General features: G+C 56.3%; 24 protein-coding genes. 16 read left to right on the top strand and 8 right to left on the bottom strand.

Annotation, left to right across the window (positions count from 1 at the left end; genetic code table 11):
- Positions 1-169: 169 nt before the first annotated feature.
- Positions 170-565 (top strand): YkgJ family cysteine cluster protein, encoded by a 396-nt coding sequence (locus F552_RS0114340; protein WP_026182752.1) that lies wholly within the window; start codon positions 170-172, stop codon positions 563-565.
- A gap of 15 nt (positions 566-580) precedes the next feature.
- Here the strand turns inward: F552_RS0114340 and F552_RS0114335 are convergent, their stop codons facing one another.
- Positions 581-1,291 carry an SDR family oxidoreductase gene (locus tag F552_RS0114335; RefSeq protein ID WP_083917518.1) on the bottom strand — a complete coding sequence of 237 codons (711 nt, stop codon included), beginning with the start codon at positions 1,289-1,291 and terminating at the stop codon, positions 581-583.
- A 145-nt stretch (positions 1,292-1,436) separates the two neighbouring features.
- Between F552_RS0114335 and F552_RS0114330 the strand changes: the two genes are divergently transcribed.
- From F552_RS0114330 to F552_RS0114300, 7 genes are all read left to right on the top strand, one after another.
- On the top strand, positions 1,437-1,781 hold the full coding sequence (locus tag F552_RS0114330) for a hypothetical protein (RefSeq protein ID WP_156802339.1): 345 nt from the start codon (positions 1,437-1,439) through the stop codon (positions 1,779-1,781).
- 60 nt (positions 1,782-1,841) lie between these two features.
- Positions 1,842-2,636, top strand: a complete 795-nt coding sequence (locus F552_RS0114325) for a helix-turn-helix transcriptional regulator (RefSeq protein ID WP_018152443.1) — start codon at positions 1,842-1,844, stop codon at positions 2,634-2,636.
- A gap of 126 nt (positions 2,637-2,762) precedes the next feature.
- Entirely contained in the window at positions 2,763-4,094 is a 1,332-nt protein-coding gene (locus tag F552_RS0114320) for a glutamine synthetase family protein (protein ID WP_018152442.1), read from the top strand.
- Between the two features lie 42 nt (positions 4,095-4,136).
- Positions 4,137-5,249, top strand: a complete 1,113-nt coding sequence (locus F552_RS0114315) for a polyamine ABC transporter substrate-binding protein (RefSeq protein WP_018152441.1) — start codon at positions 4,137-4,139, stop codon at positions 5,247-5,249.
- A 34-nt stretch (positions 5,250-5,283) separates the two neighbouring features.
- Positions 5,284-6,591, top strand: coding sequence for an NAD(P)/FAD-dependent oxidoreductase (locus F552_RS0114310; RefSeq protein ID WP_018152440.1), 1,308 nt, complete (start codon positions 5,284-5,286; stop codon positions 6,589-6,591).
- 58 nt (positions 6,592-6,649) lie between these two features.
- Positions 6,650-7,015, top strand: coding sequence for a cupin domain-containing protein (locus F552_RS0114305; RefSeq protein ID WP_018152439.1), 366 nt, complete (start codon positions 6,650-6,652; stop codon positions 7,013-7,015).
- Between the two features lie 101 nt (positions 7,016-7,116).
- Positions 7,117-8,070: an AraC family transcriptional regulator gene (locus tag F552_RS0114300; protein WP_018152438.1), complete on the top strand. Its 954-nt coding sequence runs from the start codon at positions 7,117-7,119 to the stop codon at positions 8,068-8,070.
- Positions 8,071-8,108: 38 nt separating this feature from the next.
- On the opposite strand, the gene nudC is transcribed toward F552_RS0114300, so the two are convergent.
- Together nudC and greB are read right to left on the bottom strand one after the other, a co-directional pair.
- Positions 8,109-8,924, bottom strand: coding sequence for an NAD(+) diphosphatase (nudC, locus tag F552_RS0114295; protein WP_018152437.1), 816 nt, complete (start codon positions 8,922-8,924; stop codon positions 8,109-8,111).
- A gap of 1 nt (position 8,925) precedes the next feature.
- Positions 8,926-9,414 carry a transcription elongation factor GreB gene (greB, locus tag F552_RS0114290; RefSeq protein WP_211208315.1) on the bottom strand — a complete coding sequence of 163 codons (489 nt, stop codon included), beginning with the start codon at positions 9,412-9,414 and terminating at the stop codon, positions 8,926-8,928.
- A gap of 254 nt (positions 9,415-9,668) precedes the next feature.
- On the opposite strand from greB, the gene F552_RS0114285 reads away from it, so the two are divergent.
- From F552_RS0114285 to F552_RS19485, 6 genes are all read left to right on the top strand, one after another.
- Positions 9,669-9,920 carry a BufA1 family periplasmic bufferin-type metallophore gene (locus F552_RS0114285; protein ID WP_018152435.1) on the top strand — a complete coding sequence of 84 codons (252 nt, stop codon included), beginning with the start codon at positions 9,669-9,671 and terminating at the stop codon, positions 9,918-9,920.
- Positions 9,921-10,062: 142 nt separating this feature from the next.
- A complete protein-coding gene (locus F552_RS0114280; RefSeq protein WP_018152434.1) occupies positions 10,063-10,314 on the top strand; it encodes a BufA1 family periplasmic bufferin-type metallophore in 252 nt (83 codons plus the stop codon).
- Positions 10,315-10,481: 167 nt separating this feature from the next.
- On the top strand, positions 10,482-11,354 hold the full coding sequence (bufB, locus tag F552_RS0114275) for an MNIO family bufferin maturase (RefSeq protein WP_018152433.1): 873 nt from the start codon (positions 10,482-10,484) through the stop codon (positions 11,352-11,354).
- A complete protein-coding gene (locus tag F552_RS19490; protein WP_018152432.1) occupies positions 11,338-12,111 on the top strand; it encodes an HvfC/BufC N-terminal domain-containing protein in 774 nt (257 codons plus the stop codon). The genes bufB and F552_RS19490 overlap by 17 nt, the downstream gene beginning before the upstream one ends.
- Positions 12,108-12,572 (top strand): DoxX family protein, encoded by a 465-nt coding sequence (locus F552_RS0114265; protein WP_018152431.1) that lies wholly within the window; start codon positions 12,108-12,110, stop codon positions 12,570-12,572. The genes F552_RS19490 and F552_RS0114265 overlap by 4 nt, the downstream gene beginning before the upstream one ends.
- Before the next feature lie 719 nt (positions 12,573-13,291).
- Complete coding sequence (locus F552_RS19485; protein WP_156802337.1) at positions 13,292-14,110, top strand: cytochrome b/b6 domain-containing protein; 819 nt, start codon at positions 13,292-13,294, stop codon at positions 14,108-14,110.
- A 145-nt stretch (positions 14,111-14,255) separates the two neighbouring features.
- On the opposite strand, the gene F552_RS0114255 is transcribed toward F552_RS19485, so the two are convergent.
- A complete protein-coding gene (locus tag F552_RS0114255) occupies positions 14,256-15,311 on the bottom strand; it encodes an HAD family hydrolase (RefSeq protein ID WP_018152429.1) in 1,056 nt (351 codons plus the stop codon).
- A gap of 190 nt (positions 15,312-15,501) precedes the next feature.
- Positions 15,502-16,860, bottom strand: a complete 1,359-nt coding sequence (locus F552_RS19480) for an ATP-binding protein (RefSeq protein ID WP_018152428.1) — start codon at positions 16,858-16,860, stop codon at positions 15,502-15,504.
- Between the two features lie 100 nt (positions 16,861-16,960).
- On the opposite strand from F552_RS19480, the gene F552_RS19475 reads away from it, so the two are divergent.
- A complete protein-coding gene (locus tag F552_RS19475) occupies positions 16,961-18,760 on the top strand; it encodes a GGDEF domain-containing protein (protein WP_033375743.1) in 1,800 nt (599 codons plus the stop codon).
- On the opposite strand, the gene F552_RS0114240 is transcribed toward F552_RS19475, so the two are convergent.
- Positions 18,757-19,782, bottom strand: a complete 1,026-nt coding sequence (locus F552_RS0114240; RefSeq protein WP_018152426.1) for a hypothetical protein — start codon at positions 19,780-19,782, stop codon at positions 18,757-18,759. The two genes, F552_RS19475 and F552_RS0114240, sit on opposite strands and share 4 nt — an antisense overlap.
- 46 nt (positions 19,783-19,828) lie before the next feature.
- Positions 19,829-20,740: a DMT family transporter gene (locus F552_RS0114235; RefSeq protein ID WP_026182750.1), complete on the bottom strand. Its 912-nt coding sequence runs from the start codon at positions 20,738-20,740 to the stop codon at positions 19,829-19,831.
- A 30-nt stretch (positions 20,741-20,770) separates the two neighbouring features.
- Between F552_RS0114235 and F552_RS0114230 the strand changes: the two genes are divergently transcribed.
- Entirely contained in the window at positions 20,771-21,400 is a 630-nt protein-coding gene (locus F552_RS0114230; RefSeq protein WP_245546698.1) for a helix-turn-helix domain-containing protein, read from the top strand.
- A gap of 52 nt (positions 21,401-21,452) precedes the next feature.
- On the opposite strand, the gene rph is transcribed toward F552_RS0114230, so the two are convergent.
- A complete protein-coding gene (rph, locus tag F552_RS0114225; protein ID WP_018152423.1) occupies positions 21,453-22,169 on the bottom strand; it encodes a ribonuclease PH in 717 nt (238 codons plus the stop codon).
- Positions 22,170-22,195: the final 26 nt, after the last annotated feature.

The following is a 22,195-nucleotide window of genomic DNA, read 5'->3' as shown; positions in this document are numbered from 1 at the left end:
TTGATGGCTTCGGGGGAGTCGGCATGCAGAGCCTTGCTGCTGGCCAATGGGGGCAAGGTGAGCAGATGCCGGCAGACCGGACTGCAATTTAGGGTAAAATCCGGTGTTGTGGGCGGCAGCGGCAGGGAAGTCGTTGACCCGCCAAACGTGTTTTTTGCAAGGACTGAGTGTGGCCGATATTGAACGTCTTTCTACCTGGGTAAAGTACCGGAACGGATTATGCAGTGATTGCATGGCGTCCTGCTGTGCCATGCCGGTGGAGGTAAAACTGCCGGATCTGGTGCGCATGGGTCTGGTGGACGAGTTCGAGCTGGAAGAGCCGATCAAGGGCATCGCCAAACGGCTGGAAAAGCAGCGCATCATCCAGCATTTCAACTTCAAGCATGGCAAATTTACCCTCACCCAACGCACCAATGGCGATTGCCTGTTTCTGGATCAGGAAACCCGCCTGTGTACCATCTATGACAAGCGGCCGAACACCTGTCGTCGGCATCCGGAGGTCGGACCCCGTCCAGGGTATTGCGCCTATACCTCCAAAGCGCATGTCTTGCGGCGGATGAAATAACCGCTGTCCGCGGTGTCAGGGTTTGCTGTAGCCGCCATCCAGCGGCAGGATGTGCCCGGTCAGGTAACGGGCACCAGCCAGGTATTTCACTGCATCGGCAATATCTTCAACATGCAGTGGCCGTTTGAGCGCGACCTGATGCAACAGGCGTTTATGTTGCAAGGGGTCATCAGAGGGCGGCGGCTTCAGGTGGTAGGACGGATAGCGGATGGCATTGACCCGGATGTCGGGGGCAAGTTCTTGTGCCAGTGCCCGTACCGCTTCTTCCAGAGTGGCGTGGGCAATCTGTTTCTGCCAGTTCATCTGCTGGTGCAGCAGAGGCCAGTCCAGTAACCAGATCAGACTACCCTGGGTGACTTCTAGCAGAGGCGCGGCGGCGATGGCGAGATCCGCCAGCGGTTCGAGCTGCTGGGCGATGGTGTCAACATGCCCGCTGCCAAACGGCAAGGTGGCCCGGTGTTGCGGTATCTGCACCACCAGATCCAGCTGGCCCATGCTTTGGCGGATATCCCGCAACAGGGCTGCGGCGGCTGGCGGCGCGTGCAAATCTCCCTGAATGCGCAACAGGCGCTTGCCTTGCCGTTCTGCATGATAGCAAAGGCTGGCGGGTGGTGCTTCCGGGCTGTGCCAGACCAGATCATGGCCCGCGGTCAGCAAGGTATCCGCAATGCAGCCCATGGGTATGCCTGTGCCCGATAAAAGCGCAACCGGGGTGAGATCAGTCATGTGGACAGGCTCCTGTAGAGACAAATAGCCGGATCTGAAGTCTTCCGATGCTTTGATTATGGTGGGTAGGGATGGTGCATGGTTTGATGCATCTCAAGTCCGTTACACGCCGTTTTTCCTGATGGCAGATTCTCATGCGAGAGACATGCAGAATCTTGCACAACTAGCTTATAATGCCGCTATGCAGACCCATGACCCACAACCAACACTGAACTGGCTCGATGTTGCATTCGGCTGGCTTTGTCTATTGGCGGGCGGGGTGCTGTTCTGGCTGGTGATCAGCTTTGCACTGGATGCCAAGCCGGAACAGATCACCATCAAGGCCATACTTGGCTGCTGGCTGGCGGTATGGACCGGGTCGCATGCCCTGAAGGTGGGCAAGCAGCTGGTCAGCGATAGCATTGTCTGGATACGCTGGCGCAGGCTGCATCCGCCTGTGCCGCCTGTTGAACCTGCCGACACGGTAAGCACGGTTGATGCTCAGGCGTAATGTACTTTTGACGGTAGCAGGGTTAACCTTTGCTGACGCAGCCTGTGCCGGATCTGGCCGATGACCCGACTTGCAAACGTCACGGGGCAAAGTGTGCTGGATGTCAGTGGCGAGCTGGGGCCGTTGATCGAAGCGCTGGATCAACCGTATTTTCTTGACCTGATGTTTCAGTGGCTGTGCATTCAGGTACCCCATCAGCAGCTTAATATTTATCGCTACGTGCGTCCTGCACGGGGCCATGCGGTCAGTGAAGTGCAAGCGCTTTACTGGTCGTCACAAGAGCAGCATCTGCATGAGTATCCGCAACTGCAAGCCTTTGTTTCCCGCTACTGGCAAGAAGACCCCGCGCTTTCCGTGATTGAGTCTCTGACAGAGCCATGCCTGTTTGTGTCCGGTACCGACCAGCTCAGCCCCGACTACCTTGCCGATTGTTACCCAGGCGGCCAGTCGGTGGACTGTGACCTGCTGTGCGAGTTTGGCAACGATGTGCTGATGATGGCGCTGTATCGCTGGCAGGGGGCGGCACGTTTTTCACTACAGGAACTCTCGACCCTCAAGCAATTATGGAAGCTGGTGCAACCCCTGTTGGTGCAGCATCTGCGGATTCAGCAGTTGCAGGCGCTGGCCAGCCAGGGGTCGGTTACCTTGCGTTTTCAGCAGAAGCTAGAGCGGTTGCGCGTGCGCTTGTCTCCCCAGGAATACCGCCTGTGCCTGGCCTTGCTGGATGGCCAGCAGTTACCGGCCATTGCAAAGAACATGGGGGTGGCTGTGCCCACAGCCCGCACTTATCAGTTACGTGCGTTTGCCAAGCTGGACATTACGACCCAGCATGACCTTTTCAGATGGGCAACCTGAGCCTGTCAGCCTGTTTGTTGTTCTTCTGTCCTCAAATCTGAGGACATACACATCCCCAAAAGCTTCTTAGACTTTGCAGGTCATTGATTCCGTGTCGTGACAGACACATCTGCAAAGCGAACCCTCATGGACAAGATCTCTGAATTTCTCCAGCAACATGCCATTACCGAAGTGGAGTGTATCGTCCCGGATACCACCGGCATTGCCAGAGGAAAGATCATCCCGCGCAGCAAATTCGAGCATGGCGAAGCGATGCGCATGCCGGTGGCCGTGCTGGAACAAACGGTGACCGGTGACTACCCGGACGAATCCAGCACGGGTCCGACGGATCCCGATATGGTCTGCATTCCTGACCCCGACACCATCCGCCTGATTCCCTGGGCGATTGACCCGACCGCTCAGGTTATCCATGACTGTGTCCACTTTGATGGCTCCCCGGTGGAAATTTCTGCACGCTATGTCTTGCGCCGCGTTTTGCAGCTTTACAAAGAAAAAGGCTGGCAGCCAGTGATTGCGCCTGAGCTGGAGTTTTATCTGGTGGACATGAACAAAGACCCGGATCTGCCACTGCAACCGCCAATTGGCAGAACCGGACGCGCAGAGACCGGACGTCAGGCGTACTCGATTGATGCCGTGAATGAGTTTGATGCCTTGTTCGAAGACATTTACGAATATTGTGAATTGCAGGATCTGGAGATCGATACCCTCATTCATGAAGTCGGGGCGGCGCAGATGGAAATCAATTTTCTGCATGGTGACCCGCTGAATCTGGCCGACCGGGTGTTCCTGTTCAAGCGTACCGTGCGGGAAACCGCGTTGCGGCACAAGATGTACGCCACTTTCATGGCCAAACCGATGGAAAACGAGCCGGGCAGTGCCATGCACATGCATCAGAGCGTGATTGACATCCATACCGGGAAGAACATTTTTACCCGTGACGATGGGTCTGCCAGCGAAAAATTCTTCCAGTTCATTGCCGGGCAGCAAACCTATATTCCGGCTGTCATGCCGATTTTTGCCCCGTTTGTGAATTCCTACCGGCGGTTGTCACGGTTTACCGCCGCACCGATCAATGTGCAATGGGGCTATGACAACCGGACGGTCGGTCTTCGGATTCCGGCATCCAGCCCGGCCGCTCGGCGGGTGGAAAACCGGGTCGCCGGGGTGGATTGCAACCCGTATCTGGCCATGGCCGCTACGCTGGCGTGTGGATATCTGGGCATGACGCAGGCTCTACAGGCCACGGACCCGATTGATACGGATGCCTACAATCTGCCTTATGAGCTGCCCCGCAATCTGGAAGAGGCCATGACCCGTATGCAATTGTGCGAACCGATGGCAGAGATTCTGGGGCGTCAGTTTGTTAATACCTACCTGCAGACCAAAGAACTGGAGTACGAAACCTTCTTCAAGGTCATCAGTTCCTGGGAGCGCCGTCACCTGCTGCTGCACGCATGATTTCCTGTCGTTCACCATCATCCAAAAAAAGAGGAGTAGAGGATGCGTTTCCCCCAACAATATACGGGTTTGCTAAAAGCATGTGCGCTGGCCATGGGCTGTCTGTCGGCTATGGCCAGCATGGCCGCCGAAGAACCGGTACTGAACATTTACAACTGGAATGATTACATCGGCAAGGATACGCTGGCCCGCTTTCAGAAAGAGACCGGCATCAAGGTCAAATACGATGTATATGACAGCAATGAGACACTGCAGGCCAAACTGCTGACCGGCAAAAGTGGTTACGATATTGTGGTGCCATCCTATGAATTTGCCGGCAAGCAGATTCAGCTGGGCGTACACCGCAAGCTCGATAAGTCCAAGCTGAGCAATTACGGTAATCTGGACCCGAGTATTTTGCAAAAACTGACACTGGCAGACCCGGGTAACCAGGTACTGGTGCCTTATATGTGGGGGACGACGGCGCTGGCCCTGAACGAGGACAAGGTCAAAAAGGCACTGGGCGGGGATTTGCCAACGGATATGTGGCGGCTGGTGTTTGACCCGACGTATACCAGTAAGCTAAAAGCCTGTGGCATTTCGTTTCTGGATCTGCCGTCAGACGTATATGCCATGCAAAACCTGTATCTCGGCAAATCTGCCAACGATTTTTCCAAGGCCAGTCTGGAAGCCAACACGCAAGCCTTGATCAAGGTGCGCAAGGATATCCGCATGTTTAATTCGTCCCCGATTGACTTGCTGGCCAATGGCGATGTCTGTGTGGCACTGGCGTTTTCCGGTGACGCCTTGATTGCACGTAACCGCGCAGTAGAAGCCAAAACCGGGCAGAATATCCGCTATGTCATCCCCAGCAAGGGCACGGTCATGTGGGTAGATAATCTGGCCATTCCAAAAGATGCCAAGCACCCGGATAATGCCCACAAGTTCATCAACTTTATCTTGCGCCCGGACGTGGTGGCCAGCATTACCAATGAAATTAACTATGCCAACCCGAATCTCAAGGCAACGGCACTGGTGGATACAAAAATCGCCCGTGATCCGGCGGTGTATATCCCGGCCGGGTTGATGAAAATGCTGGTGCCGGAGAAAATCATTCCAGCGGATGAGCAGCGTAACCTGACTCAAAGCTTTATTAAATTTAAAACGGCTCGTTAAGTCGTTTAGCGTCCATTTTCAGAAGGTGAGCCCCATGTCATTAACCCAGATTGCCCAACAACCACACGTGGATTCTTACTATGCCGCGACGGTGAATGATGCGACCCGTTACCCGAGCCTGACGGAAGACATTGCTTGTGATGTTTGTGTGGTGGGCGGTGGGCTGACCGGGGTCTCCACCGCGCTGAATCTGGCCGAAAAAGGTTATAAGGTGGTATTGCTGGAGGCAGCCCGCATTGGCTGGGCCGCCAGTGGCCGCAATGGTGGGCAGATGATCTATGGCTTTGCCAGTGGCATGGACGAGTTTGCCAAGTACATGCCGGAAGTCGATGTGCAGAAAGTCTGGCAGATGGGCCAGTATTCACTGGATATCATCAAGCGGCGGGTGGCACAGCACCAGATCGACTGTGACCTGAAAACCGGCTACTTCCACGCAGCCAACAAGCCGCGCCACGTGGCAGAACAGAAAGCCTGGCAAGAAGAAGCCGCCACCCGCTTTGGTTATGACCGTTTTGAATACGTCGGCAAAGACGGCTTGGGCCGGTTTATCCAGTCCGAGGCGTATCTGGGCGGCCTGTATGACCCTGACAGCGGGCATTTGCATCCGCTCAACTACAATCTGGGCTTGGCCCGTGCCGCAGCGGCAGCGGGGGCTCGCCTGTTTGAGGATTCGGAAGTGACCTCGCTGGAGATGTCTAATCAGGCAGACGGTCAGCACCTGCTGAAAACGGCGCAAGGCTCGGTCAAGGCGAACTTTGTGGTACTGGCCTGCAATGCCTATATCGGCAAGTTGTCTCCGGCGCTGGCACGCAAGATTATGCCAGTAGGCACCTATGTGATTACCACCGAGCCGATGAATGCGGAGCGTTGCCAGGCCCTGATGCCAGCGCGTGCAGCCATTTGTGATAGCCGCTTTGTGCTGGATTACTTCCGCACTACCGTGGATAACCGCATGTTGTGGGGTGGCAAGGTCAGCTATTCCAAAATGGCGCCACGGGATTTGCCCAATGCCATGCGCGCTGACATGCTCAAGGTGTTTCCGCAGCTGGCAGACCTGAAGGTTGAACATGCCTGGGGCGGCTTTTGCGACATCACCATGAGCCGGGCGCCGCATTTTGGCCGTCTGGCCCCTACGGTATATTTTGCTCAGGGCTTCTCCGGCCACGGTGTCAACGTGACCGGGCTGGCGGGCGAGCTGATGGCCGACGCCATTGCCGGGCAGGCCGAACGCTTTGACCTGTTTGGCAAGCTGAAACATCAGGACTTCCCGGGCGGCGACTTGTTGAGAACACCGGCGCTGGTGCTGGCCATGGCCTGGTTCCGCCTGAAAGATTACCTGTAAGCCGGATGAGGCCTATCCTCATCCAGACACGTTACATTCACAGACAAGAGAGACTCCTATGCAGATTACCCTGATCGACCCGCACCAGATGGCCGTTGAAGGCGAAACCGACTACCCAACTGAGGCACGCCGCTTGGAGGGCAACCCGAAACGCCAGACCTTCAACCACTATACCAATGCCCGTGAAGACGTGTTTGCCGGTGTCTGGACCACAGAGGCGGGTAGCTGGAAGGTTGTGTGCGACCCGGGCGAAGAAGAGCTGTTTACCATCATTGAAGGCCATGCCCGCATGGTGGACGAAGACGGCAAGGTGACGGATATCCATGCCGGGCAGTCTGCCGTGGTGCCCTGCGGCTTCAAGGGCGTGTTTGAAGCGGTGACGCCGGTGCAGAAGTTTTACATGATCATTAACCGGGCGGTTTGAGTATCTTCTGGCTCATCCGGGCAGGATAGCAAGCCTAATCAGCAGTAGCGGCATGGTTGAGTGTTACCATGCTATCCATATAAATGGATGATGGGCATCTCATGAGCCTGCAAGAGTATAGTTACCGGATGAACAAAGTGCTGGATCATATCGACCAGCATCTGGAGGCTTCGCTAGAACTGCCCGACTTAGCTGCGGTAGCGCATTTTTCTGCGTTCCATTTTCACCGGATGTTTGCCGCCTGGATGGGGGAAACCGTTGGGGATTATATTCGTCGGCGTCGCTTGGAAGTAGCGGCCCGGCGTTTGCGGCTGCAGCCACGTACTTCTGTGCTGGAAGTGGCTGTTTCGGTCGGGTTTTCTTCCGGAGAGGCCTTTGCCAGGGCTTTCAAGTCACACTTTCAATGTACGCCCAGTGGTTGGCGGAGAGGTGGTGCAGGGCAGTGGGCTGCTGCGTTGCCGTCTCCGTTTCATGCATTGCAACTGGCAATGCGCAATCCTGATCAGTTACAGCGCAATCCCCATCAGTTTGCTGTCTTGCCCATGCCGCATACTGCAAGCGTAATCATGAACAAGGAATGTGTGATGGACGTTAAACTGGTAACCCTACCCCCCACCCGCGTAGCCACCCTGCGCAAGATTGGCCCATACGGGCAGGCGATCAACGATTTCTGGCGCGAGACATTTGTGCCCTGGCTGCAAGCGCATGACCTGCTGGATAGTCCCAAATACGGGATCGGCTATGACGACCCGAGCGTGACGCCTGCAGAGAAGTGCCGTTACGATGCGGCGGTGGTCATTGCGGATGATATGGCGGTAAGTGCCCCTGCCACGGTCCAGATATTGCCCGGTGGCCGCTATGCGGTGCGGCGCTTTGAAGGAAAGATTCCGGATATTTTCATCGCCTGGAAGGAAATCATGGGCATTTGGCTGCCGCAAAGCGGCCTGACTCTGGATGACCGGCCCTGTTTTGAGTATTTCGATGCCTCATCCCGCCATGATCCGGAGACGGGTATCTTTAGTTGCGATATTTGCATCCCCGTGCGGCCCTTGTAGGCACCGCCGGTCTATTGCATGCATGAGTGGCGGGCGACTCAGGCCGGATAACGGGCGCGCAGTTCGTCTGCCACGGTATTGATCAGCTGGTTGGCAATGCTGTACTTGAACGGCTGGGTCGGCAGGGCGTCGATATCAAACCAGCCTGCGTCTTCAATCTCGATACCGTCCGGTGCCAGTTCACCGCTTTCGTAATCGGCCTCAAAGGCCAGCATCAGCGAATGCGGGAACGGCCAGCACTGGCTGCTGACGTAGCGCAGATTGGTGATCTTCACGCCGACTTCTTCCATGGCTTCGCGATGAATGGTCTGTTCGACGGCCTCGCCCGGCTCCACAAAGCCGGCAAGGGCGCTGTAAACTCCCGGCGGAAAGTGTGGCCCGCGGGCAAGCAGTAGCTCCCGTCCACGGGTAATCAGTACCATCATGGCCGGGCTGATGCGCGGGTAGGCCAGTTGCCCGCAAGACGGACATTCCCGGGCGCGCTCACCCGGCTTGATATGCGTTGGCGTGCCGCAACGGCCGCAAAAACGGTGGTTGCGATCCCATTCCAGTATCTGTAGCGCGCGTGCCGCCACCCACACCAGAGGTTCTTCCAGATGCAGAAAGGCCGCCCGCAGCCCCAGCCATTGCCCCTGATGCGGTTCCTTGGCGGGGATGTCTACTGCAAAGCAGTGACGCCCGTCCAGATCGCCAATGTAATGGTGGGTATAGTCATTCAGTAACAGCTGCTCGGGCAAGCGCATTGCTTCGCCTTCATGCACAAACAGCTCGTTCTGATGAAAGGCAAACAGCAAAGGGCTCCCCTTGCTTTCCATGTTGGCAGTCAGCGACGGTTCAAAGCGCGGCGGCAGCATGTCAGTCCAGTTCTATATATTCAACAGCAATAATGTCCAGTTCCTGCGGCCCTTCCGGGGTTTGCAGGATCACGGTGTCGCCTTCACGCGCTTTGGTCAGCGTGCGGGCAATGGGGGAAATCCAGCTCACATAGCCTTTGGTCGGGTCCAGTTCATCCAGACCGACGATGCTGATGGTTTCTTCATCGCCGCCATCGCGCATGAAGGTGACCGTGGCCCCAAAAAAGACCTGGTCCGTGTCTTTGCGCGTGGTATCGACGACTTCGGCATTTTCCAGCCGCTTGGTCAGAAAACGGATACGCCGGTCGATTTCCCGCAGCCGGCGTTTGCCGTAAATGTAATCTCCGTTCTCAGAACGGTCGCCGTTGCCGGCGGCCCAGCTGACGATATTCACCAGTTCAGGGCGTTCGACAGACACCAGATGGCGGAGTTCATCCAGCATGCGGCGATGCCCTTTGGGCGTCATGTAGTTTTTGCTGCCCGGTGGAATGGGCGGCACGCCAGCGGGCAGGTCGTCATCGTCCTGATCGGTTTCTTTGGTAAATGCTTTGCTCATGTGAATCTTTGACTTAAAAACAGGACAAACAAACCATCCGGAAAAATTTTAAAATTTTTTGCAACAGGCTGTAAGAATCTTAAAACTCGCCCGACTATTTGCTCAGTTAGCGCAGACATACTAATCTGGCGGTTAACGGATAGTCTAAACCAGAATCGTATCACCAAACTTAATCAGGAGTATGGAACATGGATAAGAAACAAGCTTTGATGCTGGGCGCCGTGAGTACCTTGCTGTCGCTGGGTCTGTCTGTCGGGACGGCACACGCAGACGACATGAAAGAAAAATGTTTTGGTGTGGCCAAGGCGGGCAAGAACGACTGCGCAAGTGTGAACGGCAGCCACAGCTGTGCCGGGCAAGCCACCAAAGACAATGATGCCGGCGACTGGAAATACGTGGCCAAAGGTACCTGCCAGAAAATGGGCGGTATGGTGAAGTAAGGCATCTTGCCTGCTGGCCACGCTGGGCTGCAAACCGTCCGTGGCCGCGGGTGTGATGAAGTGGTGCAAGACGGGACAAGGGGCATGCAAGGCCCCGCCCCGTATGGAAATGACCCGATAATGACTCAGGAGACACAACAAAATGCAAACCAAACAAAAAATGATGCTGGGTGCCTTGACCGGTTTGATGATGCTCGGCGCATCCGGCAGTGTGTTTGCCGACGGCGACATGGAAAAATGTCTTGGCGTGGCCAAGGCTGGCCAGAACGATTGCGCCAGCATCACCGGCAGCCATAGCTGTGCCGGTCAGGCCACCATGGATAACGACGCGGGCGACTGGAAAAACGTCCCCATGGGCACCTGCGTGAACATGGGCGGGAAAGTCGCTGAATAGGCAGTTCGCTATCGGGCGATGAAGCAGGTGGTAGCTGGGCCGGAAAGCCGGGACGGCGCCACCTGTTGCTTTAAGTGACGAAGGTGACAAGTAGCACGGGATATCTGGCGTAGTCACGGAGATACCCTGTGTTTGTCGGATGTTGGTTTTCTTGAATGGATGCTCGCGTGAACCCTGCTTTTTCTGATCTCCCGTGCGCCGCCGGTATCGGCCTGCGTAGCCCGCACGTCAAGGAAGTGTGGCAAACCCGTCCGGATGTGGCCTGGTGGGAGGTGCACAGCGAGAACTATTTTGAGGGCGGCACCAACCTCGCGGTGCTAACGGGCTTACGGCAGGATTACCCGATCAGCCTGCACGGGGTCGGCATGGGGCTGGGGAGCCTGACACCGCTGGACCAGACCCATTTGCGGCAATTGACGCAGCTGGTGCGGCAGATTGAACCCGCCGTTGTGTCCGAGCACTTGTGCTGGAACCGTACCGCAGAAGGCTATTTGCCGGATTTGCTGCCGGTGCCGTATACGCAAGAGGCCTTGGCCCTGTTGTGCGAGCGGGTAGACCAGGTCCAGACCGCTCTCGGGCGGCCCATCCTGATCGAGAACGTCTCGGCCTACGTCCGCTTTGCCTGGCATACCATGGATGAAGCCGGCATGCTGGCAGAGCTTAGCCGGCGTACCGGTTGCGGCATTTTGCTGGACATCAACAATGTGTACGTGAATGCCGTCAATCTGGGTATTTCCCCCGGCGACTTTCTGGCCGCCTTGCCGGCGCCGGCTATTGGGGAAATCCATATTGCCGGACACAGCCAGGCGGACGGATTTTTGCTGGATACCCACGATGCCCCGGTGATTGAGCCGGTCTGGCAGCTGCTGGCAGAGGCCTATCAGCGGTTCGGGCCCGTGCCGACCCTGCTGGAGCGGGATGGTAATATTCCGGCCCTGGCTGAGCTACGACAGGAAGCAGACCGGGTTGAGGCCGCCTTGCAGCAGGCCTGGTTGCAACAAACCCGCGCACAGGAGGCCGGTCATGAAGACGCTCGCTAAACAGCTGGATGGCTTCTATCGGGTTGCCCGGGGCGGAGAGGTGCCAGAGGGCTTGCTGGATGTGACCAGTCAGGCTCGGGTCGGCGCGTACCAGCGCAACCATCTGCTGAACCGTGTGGAGGCGCTGAAAGCCAGTTACCCTATTTTGCTGCAACTGGTGGGTGAGCCTTTCTTTGAAGCCATGGCCGCTGCCTATGTAAAGGCCACACCTGCGGTGTCCGCCAACCTGCATGACGATGGTGCGGATTTTGATCGTTGGGTCGGGCAGTTTCCGCCTGCGGCCCATTTGCCTTATCTGCCGGACGTGGCCCGGCTGGAATGGGCATTACACCGGGCTTACTATGCGCCGGATGTGTCGCTGTTCGATCCGGCTCGTTTGGCAGAGGTACCGCCTGACGCGGTCGGCCAGCTCTGCTTTCGCTTTACCCCTGCCACTCGCCTGTTGACGTCTGCGTGGCCGTTGTTTGACATCTGGGCATACCACCAGCCAGGGCAAACCGAGTCGCCACCGGTCAACCTGGCACAAGGAGGTGGTGCGGTGCTGGTCTGTCGGACCTCGGACGGCTGTATGCCGCAGGTACTGACTGCCAGTGACGCCAGCGCCATAGAAGCCATGCTGGCAGGTGCGACTTTTGCCGAGGCGGTCGATGCTGCCGTTGCGCTGGATGATGCCTTTACGCCCGGGCCGCTGCTGGCCCGATTGCTGTCATGGCAAGCCCTGCATGACATTCGCCTTGCCGAAGGAGTTCACTCATGAAAAGACATTTACTGGCGCTGGATCAGCTGATCAGCCGTGTTGGGGTGGTATTGCTGCCGTTGGTGCTGTTACTGATGCGTCTGGAAATCGGGCGGGCATTTTTCTTGTCCGGACTGACCAAGATTCAGGACTGGTCGACCACCATTGCCCTGTTTACCGATGAATACCATGTACCGTTGCTACCGCCAGCGGTGGCTGCGCCATTGGCCACTGCGGGCGAGCTGCTGTTGCCGGTGTTGCTGGTCACGGGGCTGATGAGTCGTTTTGCCGCCAGTGGCCTGTTTGTCTTGAACCTGATGGCGGTCATTTCTTACTGGCACGGCTTAACCGGGCCACAGGGGCAATGGACAAGCGGGCTCTTTGATCACTGGCAATGGGGGTTGATGCTGCTGGTGCTGGTATCTAGCGGCGCAGGCAAGCTGTCAGTCGACCATTGCTGGCTGAACCGTGGTTCGCGTTGATCAAAAAACAGGCAATACAGTATAAATGCTTTATTTACAACGGGTTGCTGTGGTTATCCACAGCCTTTCCCCATGCTTGTTAAGCCCTAATGTGAACTATCTTGCCTTATGCCTGTATCGGGCATGAGGACCTGACGGGATGGCCTTGCAGACTAATTTCTGCCTAAAAAATAAGCGTGCTAAAAAAGCCCTTGTGGATCATGTGCTTGGGTGTCTTATCCACAGCTTATCCATAGACCCATCCAGCTTCTGTGTGCATGCCAATACAGGGATGCCTGTTTTTTAATCTCTGTGTAATATGTGTTTAAAATCAGTTGATTAGCCTGTTTGTCCACAGGCTGTCCACGTGGATGTCCAGTATCCATGTGGACAGTGCCACGAACTATCCACATGCCCTTGACGCAGGTGCAGGCGCACTACTATTCATTCCATGTTGCAGTCTGCATAATGCCTTAAGGTTGACTTAAGAAAAGCGGCGTATTCTGCCACCATGCACACAAAAGGTGATTGGGTGCATGGCGCTGTAATGCCGGTTTGAGTGCCCATGCTGACATGTTCTCCCGCATGTTGGTGTGGGTCTCCCGCAAAAAAGCAAGAACGTGAACGGTCTGATACAGGATGGAGTAACACCCTGATCAGACTGGCAAGACAAGGCAGCATTGCATCAGGCAATCAACTGCCACACAAAAACCGTTAATGAACATTGAGAAAAGGAAGTCATGATGAAAATGCCGGAAAAAGTGCTGGTGTGGGATATTCCGACCAGGGTATTTCACTGGTTGCTGGCGGCCAGTTTCCTGACCGCTTACATTACTTCTGAGGGTGAGGCCAACCGCCATATCCACATCCTGGCCGGTTATACCGTTGCGGCGCTGGTGGTATTCCGTGTCATCTGGGGGCTGATTGGTACCAAGTATGCCCGCTTTACCCAGTTTATCCGTTCTCCTGCGGCAGCCATCCGCTACTTCAAGGCCATCAAGGCAGGCAACCCGGAGCATCATGTTGGCCATAATCCGGCCGGTGCCCTGGCGATTATTGCCTTGTTGCTGCTGGGCATTGCTACTCCGCTGACCGGCTGGCTGACCTACTCCGATACGCAAGACGTGGGCGAGTTTCATCAACTGCTGGGCAATGTATTCCTGGGGCTGGTGATTGTGCATGTGGCAGCGGTGGTGGTGAGCAGCATTCTGCATAAAGAGAACCTGGCCAAAGCCATGGTAACCGGCAAGAAAATGGCCAATGCCGGTGAAGGCATCAAGACCAGTCGCGTGTTGGTGGGTTTGTTACTGGCCGCGTTTGTGGGTAGTTTCCTGGTGGCCGGTTACGGCGGTGCCAAGAGCATGCTGGGCAAGATGCCTGCGTTTGCACCCTTGTTCCAGGATAACCGTCTGGAAGCGGGGGATGATTCTGGCGATAGCAGCGATGATGCCGTGGCGACGAGCAAGGTGCCAGCCAAGCCTGCTGAAAATGTACTGAAGCAACAACCTGCGGCAAATGCTGCGGCCAAAAGTGATGATAAAGACAAAGATGATGATTGATTCTGTTACGGTGTGATTGACGTCCAGGTAAGCAGAAAAAAACCGCCGGCAGGAAATACCTGCCGGCGGTTTTTCTTTTTGACGCAGGGCCTTGTCAATGCCAACCCTGTCGCTGTCTGGGTGCTACAACGGTTAACGGGCCGGTTTACTGAATGTCTTCAGGTTTTACTACCAGCCAGTTCTTGTCTGCGGTGACGGGTTGACCCAGTGCCGCCTGTTGCTTGGCTGCGTCTTCCCACCATTTCTGGATGACTGGCATGTACTTGGCTTTGCGGTTCACCCACACACGGACGCCACCTTTGTCGATGTCGGTGCCATTCAGTAGCATGTAGCCGTCTGAAATCGGGGTGTCGCCAGCCACCAGCACCGGTTTTTTCCACTGATCGATCCAGCCCAGAATGGTGCCCATCTTGCCTTCGTACCAGGTCATTGGGTTCATCAGGTAAGGCGTAAGTTCCAGGTTCATGTTGCCAGCCTGGTCGTATTTACCTTTTTTGATCTGCAGGCGGGAGGTGGTCAGCGCGCCGGATGATTTGTCTTTCAGCAGCAGGTTAACCCCGAAGACGTTTTCCGGTTTGGCGTTATAGCCGTATTTAGGATCAGCCGTCACCATCCGTACCAGTTCTTCACTGGCGGCACTCATCACGTACACCTTGATGCCGTTTTCCTGCAGCTTGTTGTACAGCTCTTGCATGCCGGTATAGAACTTGGGCGGGTTGACCGTGCCTTCTACCACCTTGTCACCGCTGTAATACTTGATCGGGATCGGCTTGCCTTCGGCCAGCATGTCATCCAGATAGCCTTTGAGTTCTTTCAGGGTAAAGCCGGAAAATACCTGGGCCACCCATGGGTAACATACCAGATCATCCACTTCACACATGCGGTAGTAGTAGCTGTTGAGGCTTTCCTTGAATTCTGGCGTGTCCTTGAACGGGATCAGTTTGAGTGACGGGTCCAGTTTCTCGCGCGTCAGCACGCCTTTCATTTCCAGATACGGCAGCAAGGATTCTTCCAGATCATAGCGGTAGGTGGTGTTGTCGGCATCAAATACCGCATAGGCACCGGTATTGGCATTTTTGCTGATCATGGCGTTGAGCTTGGCAGCCACATCTGCAGGCCAGTGTGTCAGTTCGGTGGCGTCAGCCGAAAAAGCCGCGCCGATCAGGCAGGTACTTGCAAACAGTTTCTTGAAGCGATTCATGTGAACTCCTCATCACAGGTGGTTACAGTCAGGCGGTACGTCGAAACAGAATGACAACACAACCATATTACACACAAATTACACAAAAAAACACAAATGCACAAAAAAACACATTAAAGGGTGTTGTTGATGCGAACGTACAAAGAAAAAGCCCGCACAGGGGCGGGCTGGAGCGGGGGGGAAGGGCGGTCTATTTGGGCAGGTGAACCGTGACGCGCAAACCACACTGGTTCTGCCCCTGAGACAGCTGCATGGTGCCACCATGCAGCCGGACAATCTCTGCCACTAGCGACAATCCCAATCCACTACCTTCTTTGCCGGTACCAGGGATGCGGTAGAAGCGGTCCATGACCCGGCTCATGTCGGCTTCCGGAATACCCGGACCATCGTCCTCGACAATCAGGTGTACTGCAGTGTCATCTTCATCGCAACGCACCATGCAACTGCCGCCTTCCTGGGTATAGCGCAGGGCGTTATCCACCAGATTGCGGAGCAACAGGCCAAGTAATGCGGCATCGCCCTTGACCCGCACCGGGTGGTCGGTCAGCAATTCCAGATTCTGGTTATGCGCCAGCGCCCGCCCGGCTTCATTGGCCAGTGTTTGTTGTGCCAGCTGGACAAGGTCGATCTGGGCTGCGTTTTCCAGTGTCTGGCCGTGGTCCAGCCGCGCCAGCCACAGCAATTGTTCCAGCAAGTGTGTGGTTCTGGCCGCGCCATCTACCAACTGGGCCAAGGCGTGGGCACGGGCTTGCGGGTCGCTGGCCTGGCTGGCCAGTTCGGCTTGTACCCGCAGCGCCGCCAGCGGCGTCCGCAGTTCGTGTGCGGCATCCGCGGTAAAACGTCGCTCTTGGGTAAAAGCGTGGTTCAAACGCTCCAGCAGGTCATTCAGTTCCAGTAGCAGGGGTTTGACCTCTTCCGGGGCCAGCGTCATCGGCACGGGCTCCAGATGCTTGGCGTGCCGGGCGCTTAGTTCCTGAGTCAGTCGCTTCAGCGGGCGCAACCCGCGTCCGACCGACCACCAGATCGCCAGCGCCAGAAATGGAGCCAGCAACAGAAACGCCAGCCACTGTCGGCTGACAATTTCGCCCACTACTTTCAGGTTGTTGGCCTCGTTTTCTATTACCCGTACTTCCAGCGTGCCGTCTTCATCCCAGACCGAATAGGTGCGCCAGTGCGTGCCATGAATATGTTTGGTCGAAAAACCGTCTTGTGCGTCAAAGGGCAATGCAGGTGCGTGCGGTGTGGCAACAATCAGCGTGCCGTTGCGACGCCATACCTGAACCTGAAGCTCGCTTTTACTGGTCGGGAAATGCTCCGCCTCGGCCATCGGGCTGGTTTCTTCCGATGGCAGTTTTTCATTGCGGATCAGGCTTTCCACATTAAACGCCAGCAGGGTGTTGGCGGTTTGTTCCAGCTTGTTGTCCAGCAGTTCCAAGGACTCGTGGCGCGCCGAATACACAGTCACGGCCGCGGTGCCCAGCCACAGGGCCAGAATCGCCAGCAGGGTATTTTTGACAAGCTGCTTGCGCAGCGAATTAGGGGCTCGCATGGGTGCCGTTCTGATCAATGTGTCTGACTGTCATTCTAGCGTCACATCCTGAAGCTAATCTTAACATCCAACCTGACATGAGTGATTTATGGGAGCAAACATGCCCGTACACGCCTTAAGACGCATAGAAAGAGATGACGACCAGTTGTCTTTCCTGCTTGAGGCGATTGACACAGATGCGCTGATTGCGCATTTTCAGCCGATCGTCGATTTAAAGCAAGGCAGGGTACTTGGCTTCGAAGGCTTGATCCGCGCACCGGCAGGCAGTCCGGTGACGTCCCCGCAAGCCCTGTTTGACCTGGCCGAGCGTTACGGCGTACTGATTCAGCTGGAAGGCTGCTGTCGCCGGGTGATTCTGAAATCCTTTGCCGAGCAGCAACTGCCGGGTTACCTGTTTCTGAATACCAATCCGGATTGCTTCTTCTCCCCCGCCTTTTCCTGTGACGGTCTGGCCAAACAACTGACCGAGCTGGGGCTTTCGCCCGGCCGGCTGGTGCTGGAACTGACCGAAAGCCGGCCTATACCCGGCTACCAGCAGCTCTGGCGCAGTCTGGATGCCTACCGTAAAGCGGGGTTCAAACTGGCGCTGGATGATCTGGGGGCTGGTTTCTCCAGCTTGCGGCTGTGGTATGAGCTCAAGCCGGACTTTGTCAAAATTGACATGCACTTTGTGCAAGAAATCAATAACGATCCGCTCAAGCGTCACTTTACCCAAGCGGTACAGAACCTGACCGCACAGTCTGGCGGCAGCCTGATTGCCGAAGGCATCGAAACGCATGACGAGTTGCGGGTATTGCAGGAACTGGGCGTGGCGTATGGGCAGGGGTATTTTCTGTCCAAGCCGCAAATGCAGATTCCGCCGGTCATGAATGCCCATGTGGTCTCGACCATCCAGCGCGAGGCAGAACGCATCCAGCTACGGCATCAGGGGCGTTCCGGTCATCTGGTGGCCCGGTCACTGATGCAGACGGTAGAGCCGGTCACCCCGGATACCCTGAGCGATCTGGTGTATCAGCGCTTTGCCCAAGACGCAGAACTGATTGCCCTGCCGGTGGTGGAGCATGATCGTCCGGTCGGGATGCTGGACCGCCAGACCTTGCTGGAGCTGTTTGCCGGCCCTTATAAGCGGGACCTGTACGGACGCAAACCCTGCCGGATCTTGATGAATACTGAACCGCTGATGGTCGAGGCCGATCTGGATCTGACCACGGTCAGCCAGCAAGTGGTGGAAGAAGGGCGTAGCCAGTTGAGTAAAGGCTTTATCATCACCGAAGGCGGCTTTTACCGGGGGATGGGCAGCGCGTTCGATCTGATGCGGGCCTTGTCGACCCGGCAACTGAACCAGGCCCGTTACGCCAATCCGCTCACGCAACTGCCCGGCAACGTACCGATCGACGAGCAGGTCGACTCCCTGATCGCTGTTGGGGCTCCGTTTGTGGCCTGCTATGCCGATCTGGACAACTTCAAACCATTCAACGATGTGTACGGTTACCGGCGCGGAGATGACCTCATCCGGCTGGCGGCCAGAATCCTCCTGGATATCTCTCAGCCGAAGTGGGACTTTGTCGGGCATATCGGCGGGGACGACTTTATTGTGCTGATGCAAAGTACCGACTGGGAGACACGTTGCAGGCAGGCGCTGAAACGCTTTGATGAAGAGGTGGCCAGTTTCTTTTTGCCCGGCCATCTGGAACAGGGCGGTTTTTCCGGCATGACCCGCCAAGGGGAGCAAACGCTGGTACCGCTTACGTCACTGTCGATTGGTGCCGTGGTGGTACCAACGGGCACCTGCTCGTCCCATCATGATCTGGCCGAGCTGGCGGCTGAGGTCAAACATATCGCCAAAATGACGCCCGGCAGCAGCCTGTCGGTCTGCCGGATGAGCCAGGCATGGCGCTAAGCAGTAGCGGAGGATAGGCTGGCCAGTGTTTTTGGGCGTTTCCAGAATTGCCATCTTGCACTACGCGTCACGGTAGTTTCACATACCTGATGATCTCCCTCATACACGAGAGTGACCTGCTGGACCTGTCCTTGCTGCAATGCCGCCATCAGTGGCGCAAACCATACGGCGTCGTATTCTCTCAGTATTTCCTGCCAGCCCCAGCCGTCTTCCCTGGCTTGCGGCATGGCCAGGCCGTCCAGATACACCCAGGCATCCTGTTGCTCGCTGACAATCTGCTCTGCACGTGAGGGTGTCGGTTCGCACGAATGCGACAGATAGCTTGCCAACCCAAGCCAGGCAGGTGCATCACTCCACCAGCGGGGCAGAGATTTGGGCTTTGCTACTGGTGCCGGCAAACTGCCACCACCCCAAGGCCAGACACTATGCAACATCGGCTGCCCGTTGGCATCCCGCTGGTCATTCACCGGGTGGTTATACATCAGCATCTGGATTTCATTCAGCAGCTTGTGCCAGCGTATGGCATTCTCCCCCTTGGGCAGATGCGGGTCCATGCTGCGGCCAATTACATGCTGCAACGGGGTCATGTCCAGTTTAGGGTCTTCGGCCACATGCAGCAGCCACTGGTAGGGTGTCAGCGGGAAGAAGCGCAAGCCATCTTCCGCAAAATGCAGGTTCAGTGCGTCAATCAGTGCATTTGCTTCGGCAGGCGTAATGCCAAAGGTCTGGGTGTCAATCACCCGCAGTTCGGAACGGTTCGGGTGCAAATGTACCGGGTCGGCATGCAGCCAGTAGCCGGTTGTGGGGGCATCCGGAAGGCGCAGGGCCGTCAGGGCCGCATTGGGCAACGAGAACCCTAGCTCTGCTTTGCGTACCAGCCATTGATCCAGCGTCTGGCCGGCCAGCACGTTAACCGTGCCTTTACCAAGTAACCAGTGCAAGTGGGGAAGGTCCAGCCCGTTGTACAACGCCGGGTCTGCATCTGGCCAGATCAGGCCAGGAAGAATCAGGGTAATATTCATGCCGGTATTGTAATCGGCCTACCTGCAAATGGAAACCATGCCCCCTTTACGCCGGTGTGTCTGTCGCGACTGATGAGGCAGGTCGTGGCCTGAGGAAGCCAAAGTCCAGCGAACTGATGAGGACACTCAAGATGATCAGTCCGGCACCGGAGATGCTCATCCAGGTCATGGGTTCGCCGGCCAGATAACCAATCACCCCTGCCCAGACAGGCTCCATGGCGTAAATGACGGTGGCGCTGGTTGCAGATACCGTTTTTTGCGCCCAGTTCATGCCGATGATGATCAGCGCCGTGGCCGCGCCAACCCCCAGAATGCAAGCAGTCAGGTAATGTGAAAATACCGGCGGGGCTTCGTGCGTAAAGGCCATGGAGACAAACGCCAGCAATGAAACCGTCAGCAGTTGGACAGACGCCGTTCTTTTCGGGTTGCAGCCCTGGGCAAAATGGCTGATGAAGCTGATTTCAAAGGCAATCAACAGCGTACTGATGATGGATAGCCACTCGCCCGTGCCAATCTGGAGCGACATCCCGTGCGGGTTGGATAACAAGATCAGCCCGATAAACGCCACCAGTACGCCAACCCATGCTTTCAGTTTGGGCAGCTTGCGAAAAATGGCCCATTGCACCAGCGGGACCAGGGGTACATACAGTCCGGTGAGAAAAGCCGACTTGCTGCTGGGGATAGACGTCAGGCCAATCGTTTGCAAGATGTAGCCACCAAAGAGAATAGTGCCTATCATGATGCCTGCGGTAATTTCGCGCCGGTGCAGCTCCTTGATCTCTTTGCCGCACAAGAGCAGGGCAATCAGCCCGGCGACCAGAAAGCGCATGCCCACAAAGCTGTAAGGGCCTGCCCATCTGAGGGCAGTCTGCACTACAATAAAAGAGCCACCCCAAAACATGGTGATCAGTATCAGTACTGACACGGGTAAATGTTTGTAATGACGAGGTGTGGACATGGATTCTGGCTTTTGATTGAAAGGTAAGTTATGTCTGGACAGCAACATGAGCAATATACTGCCCCATCTGGCATGGAGGCAAGCACGACAGAAGAAAGTGCTGGCCACATCCAGGTGATCCAGCACGTATCTGCCAATATCAAACACGCCAGACAGCAAAAGGGATGGAGTCAGGTACATCTGGCCGGCCTTGCTGGCGTCAGCCGCCGCATGCTGGTCAATATCGAGGCAGGGGAAAGCAATGTCAGCATTGCCACGGTAGACCGCCTGGCCAATGCCCTCGGGGTGTCGTTTGACCGGATTGTCCGCGCCCCCCAGCAGGACCCGCAATCTGCCATGGCGCCGATCCGGGTCTGGCAGGGCAAACAGCCTTCCAGCCACGCCACCTTGCTGCAAAGCGTGCCGAGCGGCGGCACCACGGTTGAGCTATGGTACTGGCAACTGGCCCCGGGCGATGTCTATCAGTCCGAGGCAGACCCGGTCGGGTATCAGGAAATCCATTATGTGATATCAGGCGAGCTGTCGCTGATCACCCAGGGACGGGTGCATGTGGTCAGGGCCGGCGAATCGTTCGTGTTTGCCAGCCAGGCCACCTATGCCTATCAAAACAAAGGACAGCAGTTGCTGTCCTTTACCCGCAATATGCTGATGGCGCTGTAAGCCAGCCGTTTTGCCCGGCCGAGTGACGCCGGGCTGTTCAGGGATGTCTATATCAACCGGCCAGCGCCGCTTTTTGTAATGCAACCAGTTCGGCAATGCCGCTGGTAGCCAAGTCCAGTAAAGCATTCATGTCTTCGCGGCTGAAGGCTTCTCCTTCTGCGGTACCTTGGACTTCGACAAAGTGGCCACTGCCGGTCATGACCACGTTCATATCGGTATCGCAATCCGAGTCTTCCAGATAATCCAGATCCAGCACGGGCTTGCCTTCAAACATGCCTACAGAAATGGCGGCAATGTGGTCCTTGATTGGCAGGGAAGGTAGCAGGCCTTTTTTGACCAGCAGGGACAGGGCATCATGCACGGCCACAAAGGCACCGGTAATGCTGGCGGTACGTGTGCCGCCGTCGGCCTGGATAACATCACAGTCAATCAGGATTTGCCGCTCACCCAATGCAGTCAAATCTACAACGGCACGCAGGCTGCGGCCGATCAGGCGCTGGATTTCCTGGGTGCGACCGCTTTGTTTGCCACTGGCGGCTTCGCGTTTCATGCGGCTGTTGGTAGAGCGTGGCAGCATGCCGTATTCTGCCGTCAGCCAGCCTTGCCCTTTGCCCTTCAGAAAAGACGGAATGTTTTCTTCCACCGAGGCGGTACAGATGACTTGCGTATCGCCAAAGCAGACCAGAACACTGCCTTCGGCATGACGGGTGAAGTTGCGGGTAATCGTCACTTGGCGAAGCTGGGTGGGTAAACGGCCGGATGGGCGCATGCGTTGTCCTTCAAAAGTCGATAAAT

Origin of the sequence: Leeia oryzae DSM 17879 (genome assembly GCF_000376945.1) — a bacterium.
GTDB classification, from domain to species: domain Bacteria; phylum Pseudomonadota; class Gammaproteobacteria; order Burkholderiales; family Leeiaceae; genus Leeia; species Leeia oryzae.
This window is presented reverse-complemented; position numbering and strand designations above follow the sequence as displayed.

What these genes read in the sequence shown, in the direction of transcription:
- F552_RS0114335 (WP_083917518.1), bottom strand. Translation starts at nt 1,291, where the DNA reads ATGACTGATCTCACCCCGGTTGCGCTTTTATCGGGCACAGGCATACCC.
- F552_RS0114330 (WP_156802339.1), top strand. Translation starts at nt 1,437, where the DNA reads ATGCAGAATCTTGCACAACTAGCTTATAATGCCGCTATGCAGACCCAT.
- F552_RS0114325 (WP_018152443.1), top strand. Translation starts at nt 1,842, where the DNA reads ATGACCCGACTTGCAAACGTCACGGGGCAAAGTGTGCTGGATGTCAGT.
- F552_RS0114320 (WP_018152442.1), top strand. Translation starts at nt 2,763, where the DNA reads ATGGACAAGATCTCTGAATTTCTCCAGCAACATGCCATTACCGAAGTG.
- F552_RS0114315 (WP_018152441.1), top strand. Translation starts at nt 4,137, where the DNA reads ATGCGTTTCCCCCAACAATATACGGGTTTGCTAAAAGCATGTGCGCTG.
- F552_RS0114310 (WP_018152440.1), top strand. Translation starts at nt 5,284, where the DNA reads ATGTCATTAACCCAGATTGCCCAACAACCACACGTGGATTCTTACTAT.
- F552_RS0114305 (WP_018152439.1), top strand. Translation starts at nt 6,650, where the DNA reads ATGCAGATTACCCTGATCGACCCGCACCAGATGGCCGTTGAAGGCGAA.
- F552_RS0114300 (WP_018152438.1), top strand. Translation starts at nt 7,117, where the DNA reads ATGAGCCTGCAAGAGTATAGTTACCGGATGAACAAAGTGCTGGATCAT.
- nudC (WP_018152437.1), bottom strand. Translation starts at nt 8,924, where the DNA reads ATGCTGCCGCCGCGCTTTGAACCGTCGCTGACTGCCAACATGGAAAGC.
- F552_RS0114285 (WP_018152435.1), top strand. Translation starts at nt 9,669, where the DNA reads ATGGATAAGAAACAAGCTTTGATGCTGGGCGCCGTGAGTACCTTGCTG.
- F552_RS0114280 (WP_018152434.1), top strand. Translation starts at nt 10,063, where the DNA reads ATGCAAACCAAACAAAAAATGATGCTGGGTGCCTTGACCGGTTTGATG.
- F552_RS19490 (WP_018152432.1), top strand. Translation starts at nt 11,338, where the DNA reads ATGAAGACGCTCGCTAAACAGCTGGATGGCTTCTATCGGGTTGCCCGG.
- F552_RS0114265 (WP_018152431.1), top strand. Translation starts at nt 12,108, where the DNA reads ATGAAAAGACATTTACTGGCGCTGGATCAGCTGATCAGCCGTGTTGGG.
- F552_RS19485 (WP_156802337.1), top strand. Translation starts at nt 13,292, where the DNA reads ATGATGAAAATGCCGGAAAAAGTGCTGGTGTGGGATATTCCGACCAGG.
- F552_RS0114255 (WP_018152429.1), bottom strand. Translation starts at nt 15,311, where the DNA reads ATGAATCGCTTCAAGAAACTGTTTGCAAGTACCTGCCTGATCGGCGCG.
- F552_RS19480 (WP_018152428.1), bottom strand. Translation starts at nt 16,860, where the DNA reads ATGCGAGCCCCTAATTCGCTGCGCAAGCAGCTTGTCAAAAATACCCTG.
- F552_RS19475 (WP_033375743.1), top strand. Translation starts at nt 16,961, where the DNA reads ATGCCCGTACACGCCTTAAGACGCATAGAAAGAGATGACGACCAGTTG.
- F552_RS0114240 (WP_018152426.1), bottom strand. Translation starts at nt 19,782, where the DNA reads ATGAATATTACCCTGATTCTTCCTGGCCTGATCTGGCCAGATGCAGAC.
- F552_RS0114235 (WP_026182750.1), bottom strand. Translation starts at nt 20,740, where the DNA reads ATGTCCACACCTCGTCATTACAAACATTTACCCGTGTCAGTACTGATA.
- F552_RS0114230 (WP_245546698.1), top strand. Translation starts at nt 20,771, where the DNA reads ATGTCTGGACAGCAACATGAGCAATATACTGCCCCATCTGGCATGGAG.
- rph (WP_018152423.1), bottom strand. Translation starts at nt 22,169, where the DNA reads ATGCGCCCATCCGGCCGTTTACCCACCCAGCTTCGCCAAGTGACGATT.